Source organism: Vibrio sp. 10N.261.51.A3 (genome assembly GCF_041471965.1).
GTDB lineage: Bacteria > Pseudomonadota > Gammaproteobacteria > Enterobacterales > Vibrionaceae > Vibrio > Vibrio crassostreae_C.
Map to the genome: position 1 here is coordinate 80,263 of NZ_JBFRPK010000012.1, position 7,871 is coordinate 88,133.

7 protein-coding genes are annotated in these 7,871 nt (G+C 43.4%); 5 read left to right on the forward strand and 2 right to left on the reverse strand.

All coding sequences use genetic code 11. The features are described 5' to 3' along the window. On the reverse strand, window positions 1–903 hold the full coding sequence (locus AB4371_RS04015) for a LysR substrate-binding domain-containing protein (protein WP_372149052.1): 903 nt from the start codon (window positions 901–903) through the stop codon (window positions 1–3). Between the two features lie 128 nt (window positions 904–1,031). On the opposite strand from AB4371_RS04015, the gene AB4371_RS04020 reads away from it, so the two are divergent. From AB4371_RS04020 to AB4371_RS04040, 5 genes are all read left to right on the forward strand, one after another. Continuing rightward, on the forward strand, window positions 1,032–2,096 hold the full coding sequence (locus tag AB4371_RS04020) for an HlyD family secretion protein (protein WP_017066726.1): 1,065 nt from the start codon (window positions 1,032–1,034) through the stop codon (window positions 2,094–2,096). Between the two features lie 3 nt (window positions 2,097–2,099). Further along, the gene (locus AB4371_RS04025; RefSeq protein WP_017060506.1) at window positions 2,100–3,650 is read left to right on the forward strand and encodes a DHA2 family efflux MFS transporter permease subunit; all 1,551 of its coding nucleotides are present in this window, start codon (window positions 2,100–2,102) and stop codon (window positions 3,648–3,650) included. Between the two features lie 289 nt (window positions 3,651–3,939). After that, the gene (locus tag AB4371_RS04030; protein WP_017064673.1) at window positions 3,940–5,529 is read left to right on the forward strand and encodes a response regulator; all 1,590 of its coding nucleotides are present in this window, start codon (window positions 3,940–3,942) and stop codon (window positions 5,527–5,529) included. Beyond that, entirely contained in the window at window positions 5,523–5,855 is a 333-nt protein-coding gene (locus AB4371_RS04035) for an Hpt domain-containing protein (protein WP_017060508.1), read from the forward strand. Before AB4371_RS04030 ends, AB4371_RS04035 begins: the two co-directional genes overlap by 7 nt. A gap of 413 nt (window positions 5,856–6,268) precedes the next feature. Further along, a complete protein-coding gene (locus AB4371_RS04040; protein ID WP_017060509.1) occupies window positions 6,269–7,165 on the forward strand; it encodes an RNA polymerase sigma factor RpoD/SigA in 897 nt (298 codons plus the stop codon). 187 nt (window positions 7,166–7,352) lie between these two features. Here the strand turns inward: AB4371_RS04040 and AB4371_RS04045 are convergent, their stop codons facing one another. Continuing rightward, a complete protein-coding gene (locus AB4371_RS04045; protein WP_017072193.1) occupies window positions 7,353–7,706 on the reverse strand; it encodes a hypothetical protein in 354 nt (117 codons plus the stop codon). Window positions 7,707–7,871: the final 165 nt, after the last annotated feature.

Sequence of the window (7,871 nt, forward strand, 5' to 3'; positions counted from 1 at the left end):
TTACTTTTGCTTCCTATTTTGAAAGGCAGTCAGTAGATAGTCGATAAAGACCTTTTTACGTTTCGGCATCAACTGCCTGTCTGCATACACTAGGCTTACTGAAACTTCTGGCATCTCATATTCAGGTAACAGACGAATCAGCTTACCTGTCTTAAAGTGTTCCCGACAAATGAATTCAGGAAGCACCGCCAAGCCGAGCCCATCCACACACGCTGTTAGGCATGCCGTGATGGTATTCACCCGCAACTGACACGGCAGATCGATCAAAATCGACTCTCCGCCTTCTAATTGTAAATGCCACTTGGGTAGACGCGCGGCATTGTTCACCACCTCAATCATTCTGAATGGCGGTTCAAGATCATCGGGTGAAGAGACGTCATCGAACTGCTCTAAATACTCAGGGCTGGCTGCCAATACACGCTTTGATGTTGTGAGGTAGCGAGAAACCAAGCTCGAGTCCACTAGCTCACCAATTTGTGCGTAAAGATCGATACCCTCCGCAATGATGTCGACTTCTCGATTCGACAGTTCTAAGTTCAAAGTCACGTTTGGGTGCTCTTTTAGGAAGCTGTGGATGTATTTGGCTAATACTTGATGCCCCAATTCGACAGGCAACACAACATTCAACTGCCCTCGGATCAAATCCTGATTGGCTGAAACCTCTAGCTCAGCTTGGTTCATGATCTCTTGCATCTGCATGCTCGACTGATAAAAGCGCTCACCCTCTGGCGTTAAGACTAAACTTCGTGTCGAACGAGTGATCAACCTCACACCTAGATGCTGTTCCAGCTCGTCTAGCTTTCGGCTGACGGTCGACTTGGTCATGTTCAATGCTTCAGCTGCGTGCGTGAAACTCCCACAATCAACAACTTGTGTAAAAACAGTCACAGCATTTAAGTCCATCGTACTTCTCCCAAAGCGCCATTAGTTAGATTTTTGCAACAGTGTTTCCCTTTTTTCCTATCTTATCAATCAATCGAATTCATTTACAATTCGTTACATCTAAATAAAAACAAAATGAGAAAGAAAAAATGACAGAGAACAACAACGCTTCGCAAACAGTAAGCACAAAAAAACGTAAAAAAGCTCCGCTTATTGCTACTGCGATCATGCTGTCATTGGGTTTAGCCGGTGCTGGATACTGGTACGGCTATGGCCAGTACTTTGAATCTACCGACAATGCCTACCTACAAGGCGACATCACGAATATTAGCCCTAAGGTCTCTGGCTATATTGTTAAGTCTTATGTGAGTGATAACCAATCGGTTAAAGAAGGTGATTTGCTGGTTCAAATCGATGACCGGGATTACCAGTCAGCACTCGCTCAAGCAAACGCCCATTTAAGCGTCGTGCAATCAGACGTCAAAAATCTAGTGGCACAACAAACGTTACAACGTAGCAAGATCAATCAAGCAGAAAGCCGCGTTGATTCTGCACAAGCTGAATACGAACGCGCGATTCAACAAGTGGTACGTTCTCGTAGCTTACTAAAGCGTAACTACGCGTCTCAAGATGAAGTCGACAGCATGGTTGCACAACAAAAAGTAACTCAGGCAGATTTAGAAGAAGCAAAAGCAAACCTCGTTGCAACCAATGACCAATTAACCGTTATCGCTAGTGAGATTGAGCAAGCAAATGCATCCGTGACCGAAGCTCAAGCCCAGAGAGATCAAGCACAGCTTAACCTTGATTACACCAAAGTTTACGCGCCAGCAGATGGCGTGATTGGTAAACGCAGCGTACGTGAAGGCTTGCTGATTCAAGCAGGCGCACCACTGATGAGCTTGGTACCAAACAACCAAGTGTGGATTGAAGCCAACTTCAAAGAGACACAGCTAAGTGGTATTCACAAAGGTCAGACGGTTGAAGTAGAGCTGGATGCGTTCCCGGGGCAGCCTCTTGAAGGTGTGGTAGACAGTTTCTCCCCTGCGACTGGCGCTAAATTTGCGCTCCTACCACCAGAAAACGCGACCGGTAACTTCACTAAAATCGTTCAACGTGTACCGGTTAAAATTACTATTCCAGATCAGCAAGAGTTGAAAGGTCGACTGCTTCCTGGTTTGTCTGTGGTAGCGACCATCGATAAACGAGGCTAGACCATGAGTAACGCTGGTGTTGTCACCCAAACAAATGATGATGACGAGGTTTCGAGACGCCATTGGATCGCCCTATTTGGCGGCTTGATTGGCGCGTTTATGGCGATCTTGGATATTCAGATCACCAACTCGTCTCTCAAAGATATTCAAGGTGCGCTATCAGCCACCTTGGATGAAAGCTCGTGGATCTCTACGTCTTACCTAGTCGCAGAGATGATCGCTATCCCACTCAGTGGTTGGCTTTCTAAAGCGCTCGGTAAACGCCGTTATATCACGTGGACGACAGCCATTTTCACCATTTCATCTTTGTTGTGTTCGTTCTCTTGGAACATGACCTCGATGATCGTTTTCCGCGCGATGCAAGGCTTCAGTGGTGGTGCTCTAATCCCGCTTGCTTTCTCGCTGGTGATTCAGTTATTGCCGGTCAACAAGCGTGCTGTGGGTATGGCACTGTTTGGTGTAACCGCGACCTTTGCTCCATCGATTGGCCCTACCTTTGGTGGCTGGCTGACGGAGAACTTCTCGTGGCACTATATTTTCTACATCAATATTCCGCCAGCTTTGCTTGTGATCACCATGATCCGATATGGCTTGGACGATGAAAAGCTCGACCTTGGCACGCTGAAAAAAGCCGATTGGTTTGGTATCGCCACCATGGCATTAGGGCTAGGTTGTTTGGAAGTGGTGTTAGAAGAAGGTAACCGTGAAGAGTGGTTCAGTTCGAGCTTTATTATTGGCTTGAGTATCGTGTCGGCGGTGAGTTTGGTTTACTTCGTGATAAACGAACTCCAACACAAGAAGCCATTGGTTAACCTGCGGCTATTGCGGGATGGGCAATTTGCGATGTCTTGTATCGCCTATTTGATTCTAGGAATGGCATTGCTCGGCTCTATCTATGTTCTACCGATGTATCTCACTCAAATTCAGCAATATAACGCGATGGAAATTGGTGAAGTGCTAATGTGGATGGGTTTCCCACAGCTTCTGATATTCCCAATTGTGCCAAAGCTAACACAGATCATTAAGCCTAAGTACTTGGTTACCTTTGGCTTCGCGATGTTCGGTTTTAGTTGTTACGTAAATACACACATGACAATCGATTTTGGCGGGCAACAGCTGATTTTATCTATGGTTCTGCGTGCTATTGGTAGTCCGTTCATCATGGTTCCGCTGTCTTTGGTTGCCATGAAGAACATCAGCAAAATGGACACGCCAGACGCATCAACGTTAACCAACGTAATGCGGAACTTAGGGGGCGCTTTCAGCATCGCGATTATCGCTACGCTATTGGATAACAAAACCCGTGAGCACTTAGCACACATCAAGGAGTCGCTACCTTCAGTGAGTCAACTTGGTTGGCAGACGCTTCAGCAACAACAAGCGTTTTTCATTCAGTCAGGAAGTGATGCCGCAACTGCGATGCAACAAGCACAAGCAAGTTTGCTCGGCACAATGCAACGTGACGCAGCCATCATGGCTTACAACGATGTGTTCTTAATGATGACGGCGTTCTTGGCTCTAGCGGCAGTATTGATTCTAAACATGCGTGATTAACGCTAGAGTTTCGGTAAATAAAACTTCAAGCAAAGAACAACATTTCGAATAAAAACTCGAACAATAAAACAGATAGGTGAGCTTATCGGCTTGCCTCTTTTTTATTTCTAAAACACGTATAACCCCACTAAAATCAGGTAAAAGTCACCTGCGTTTGAAGGCTTTCATAAATGTTATCTAATACTCTTTAATTACCAATAGTTTATTGAGTGTTTGTATGTGATATAGGCACCTTGACAATGTGCAACTTGACACCTAAATTAAAAAATAACATTTGGTATTAAGGAAAATGGATTTGACCTTACCAACAGACCTTCGAATTTTGATCGTCGACGACTCTAAAAGCGCAACAATACTTATTAAGCAGCAACTGGCTAGTTTGGGAGTTTCGCGCGACTGTATTTTTATTGCGACCGACTATCGAAAAGCCATTAAAGCGGTCGAGACACACTCTTTTCATGTACTCCTCATTGACTACCACTTAGAACAGTCTTTTACTGGCTTTGAGCTGTTGGGCATTCTGTATCGAAACCGCCTCATCGATCATACTGTGGCGACAATCTTGCTCTCTGGGGATATGCGTCAGGAAACAGTATTAACCGCCCTTTCAGGTGAAGCACACCACTTCGTTTCTAAACCGATTAATACTCAAACGTTGGGTAAAAAGATCCAAAGTGCCGTGTCCGTTTCAAAGAAACTCACCCAACTGAATGATTTGTATCCCATTGCCAGTCAAGAGAGATTAGCTCAAGCTTTGGCGATCTCCCCTAATGGTACTAGCGTTCAGTTCGAAGCGACATTGATTGAACATTTAATTGCAGGTAAGAAATGGCAGTTACTCTCTAGCGTCATTAACAACTCCAAAACCAACATGCACCCAACCAAATTGGTGGCTGAGGCGCTGATTCTCGACAGCTTAGGCAAGCCAAATTTAGCCATAGATAAGCTCCACAATTTTCTAATAGCACAGCCACTCTCATTGAGCGTGATTGACTGCTTAAGCTGTATCTATGAAAAACATAAAATGCTGCTGCCTGCTCTTAAATTAGCGATTCGTGCATTTGAGATGACTCCCAGCATCAGCCATCGTGCAATCAGGGCCATCGACTTAGCTGAGAACGCAGATAACACACATATGATCATAAAGTTAGGTGAGATGTATGCAACCCACATTTCAGCTGCTGACATTGATGTCATCCATTCCATTGGTGCGCACTTTAATTCCTTAAAAGCAACGTATCAGCGCGAGACGCAACTAAAGTACAAACGTATTTTGCTTGAGCACGCCAACCAATTCACCGAGTTGGTAAACCTGAAACTTCCGGTAAAACAACAGCAGCAAGTTTTGGCCAGCCTTGCCCTATTTCAGAGCAGCATATTGCTCATCGAAAATAGCCCTCAGATTGCCCACAAAAAAGTGATTAGAGCTTCGACACTGTTAGCGAACAATTTCCACAGCCAACCGACTTATTTGCTCACTCAGTTATTACCCATGCTCGCCCACTTTGGTGAGTACTCTCTTTATCATTTAACAGTGGAATGTCTCAAATCTCGTGGAGAAGCCATAAATCACCAACTTGAGTCCAAAAATGTCGACCCTTCAACGTGTATAAACATTGAAAATTTGGGTTCGATCCAAGAAATAAAGGACTACATTCACAGTTACCCATATTCAGTTGCCGCCAAACTTGACTATATATACGCCGTCAATAAAGCTCATATAGATGAGAAACTTAGCGACGACTATCTAGAAGAAATCTTACAGTTAGAACTTCCTCCAAAATGGAATCAATGGATTAGTGATTCATCAAGGTATGGTTTTTCCACTAAGCCGCCTAGCCCATTTTCAACATTCAGCCGACAGGAGTCCACATGCTAGACTTTGATGCTTTAAACGCCTATTTAGACAATGACAGAGACGTCATTTACGCCGTTTTGTCTACATATCAAGAAGACCATGGCAATTCGCTACAAGAGATCGAAGAGTTGGTTCAACAACAAGATTGGGGCAAGCTTCATTTTACCGTGCACACCTTAAAAGGCATTTTAGCCAGCTTTGGTGAAGAAACGGCCACAGTTGCATTGGAAAGAGTAGAACAAAACACACTCAATAAGCTTGCGCCGCAAGATGATGATCTTTCGGTTATCTACAGCGAAATGAAGATCATTAATCAGCAAATCGATGAGGTTCTTAGCACTTATTAGTCGATAGAATTAAAACGTGCATGGCGATACTTAACAGCCGACACAGCTAAAAGAGTTGAGGTGCTTGGAAACATTGAACCTCGACTCTTAACATTTTTCTCATCATTTCTCCTCTCAATTATAGTTCTAACCCACACCTATAAATTCACGTCATTTATCTAGATAAACCGATGTATAACACATGCTTTATAAACTATCCGTATTAATGTTTTAAACGAAAAACCAACACACTTGATGAGATGCAAAATAGTTAAATATTTGTAGATCTTTTTGTGACATAAACATACGAAATTGCATTTTATTTATTGGTAAAGAAGAAATTGTTATCTACACTCTAATGAAACCAAGCGTTAATCACTTGGTGGCATAATAAAAAAACTAAAACGTTCAGTCGGCTAGATAAGGACAAGGAAATGAACAACGATAGTTTTGCTGCGTTTCAGGGGCTCACGGATGAAACACCCATTACCGAATCATTTTCTACCAGTGCAGACCCTTATGCTCATTATCTGAAAGATATTGTTGGCATTGATCTGCTGTCGCGTGAAGATGAGGTGTATTACGCAAAATTGAATCGCGCGGGTGATAAAAAAGCGCGTGATGTCATGATCGAATCAAACCTGCGCCTTGTTGTGAAAATCGCAAAGAGTTACCTAAAACGTAAAGGCAATAATTTCACCCTGCTCGACCTGATCGAGGAAGGCAACATTGGCTTGATTAAGGCCATCGACAAATACGATCCAGAACCAGGCTATCGTTTTTCAACCTATGCTGTTTGGTGGATCCGCGAAAACATTGAAGCCGCACTCATGAACACGGGTCGAACCGTTCGATTGCCAGCCCACGTGTGTAAAGAAATAAACAGCCTCGCCTCAAAAAAGCTCGATGCAAGCAAAAAAATGAGTAAAGAGGTTTCAATTTCTGAGCTATCAGACAGTTCAGGTGTAAAGGCCGAACGCGTCGATCAACTGGTGGCGTTAAGCGGGTTTATTGACGTGACGACAACGGTTGGAACTAGCCATGCGCCTATGGTGCTTGATCAATGCGAAAGTGAATATATCCCAGACCCTCAACAAGATTGTGAGGATCAATCCTTTACCCAAGCTCTAGAACAAATCATCTATACACTTCCTCCAAAATTACAAAAGGTGCTCATCCACCGTTTTGGTTTCTTTGATAACAAGGTGAAAACGCTGTCTGAGGTCGGACAAATGTTGGATGTGAATGTTTCTAATGAACGTGTTAGACAAATGCAGAAAGAAGCGGTCGAAAGAATTCAAAAACGACTCAAATTTGATGGTTGGGTGTAAGTCGTAACCCAGTTGAGAATTAGTTGAAAATAACGTTAAGCCAAAACAAAGACCTTTAGGGTGAGCCTCCAAGCTTGCCCTTTTTGTTTGCTGATTCGTTAGAAAAATAAAAAGATCGTAAGCACACGAACCCTAAGTCGCTAATCCCTAATGCCTAATGAAAAATGACAACTGCCACACCATTAACTTACCTTAAAGAAGTGACTCGCTCACTGCGCAAAATGAGATAATTGATATAAGTGGTTTCAAGACAATCTTGTTCCCACACTGATAAAATCCGTTTAGCCGCAAAATAATAATCTTTGTTTCTCAACAACATCCCAACGGTGCGGCTAAGCTTTTCAAATCGAACGTGATCGCTCGCAGAGATGTAGTCATCTTCACTTTCAATAATGGGCGCTAAACCATCAGCAAACCAATTATTCAATATTTCTCGCATCTCTAATTCGGACTCAGGCACATCCACACTCGACAACTCTCGATGTTGAGGTGGTGGCACTATGTACTTCGACGCTTGCGGTGAACTGACATAACGATACATGCCCTCACTCCTGTCTAACTGACCCTTCTCATAATTAAGGACATATTTACCTGTTCTCAAGTTTATTTATCGAAACAAACAACAAAAAAATTAAAAAAAGCCATGTATCAATAACTCTACATGGCTTTAATGAGGGCAACTTTACGCTGCCCTATCTCCTTGTTG

Bases quoted from the DNA above. Each gene is read 5' to 3' on its own strand.
- AB4371_RS04015 (WP_372149052.1), bottom strand. From the start codon at position 903: ATGGACTTAAATGCTGTGACTGTTTTTACACAAGTTGTTGATTGTGGG.
- AB4371_RS04020 (WP_017066726.1), top strand. From the start codon at position 1,032: ATGACAGAGAACAACAACGCTTCGCAAACAGTAAGCACAAAAAAACGT.
- AB4371_RS04025 (WP_017060506.1), top strand. From the start codon at position 2,100: ATGAGTAACGCTGGTGTTGTCACCCAAACAAATGATGATGACGAGGTT.
- AB4371_RS04030 (WP_017064673.1), top strand. From the start codon at position 3,940: ATGGATTTGACCTTACCAACAGACCTTCGAATTTTGATCGTCGACGAC.
- AB4371_RS04035 (WP_017060508.1), top strand. From the start codon at position 5,523: ATGCTAGACTTTGATGCTTTAAACGCCTATTTAGACAATGACAGAGAC.
- AB4371_RS04040 (WP_017060509.1), top strand. From the start codon at position 6,269: ATGAACAACGATAGTTTTGCTGCGTTTCAGGGGCTCACGGATGAAACA.
- AB4371_RS04045 (WP_017072193.1), bottom strand. From the start codon at position 7,706: ATGTATCGTTATGTCAGTTCACCGCAAGCGTCGAAGTACATAGTGCCA.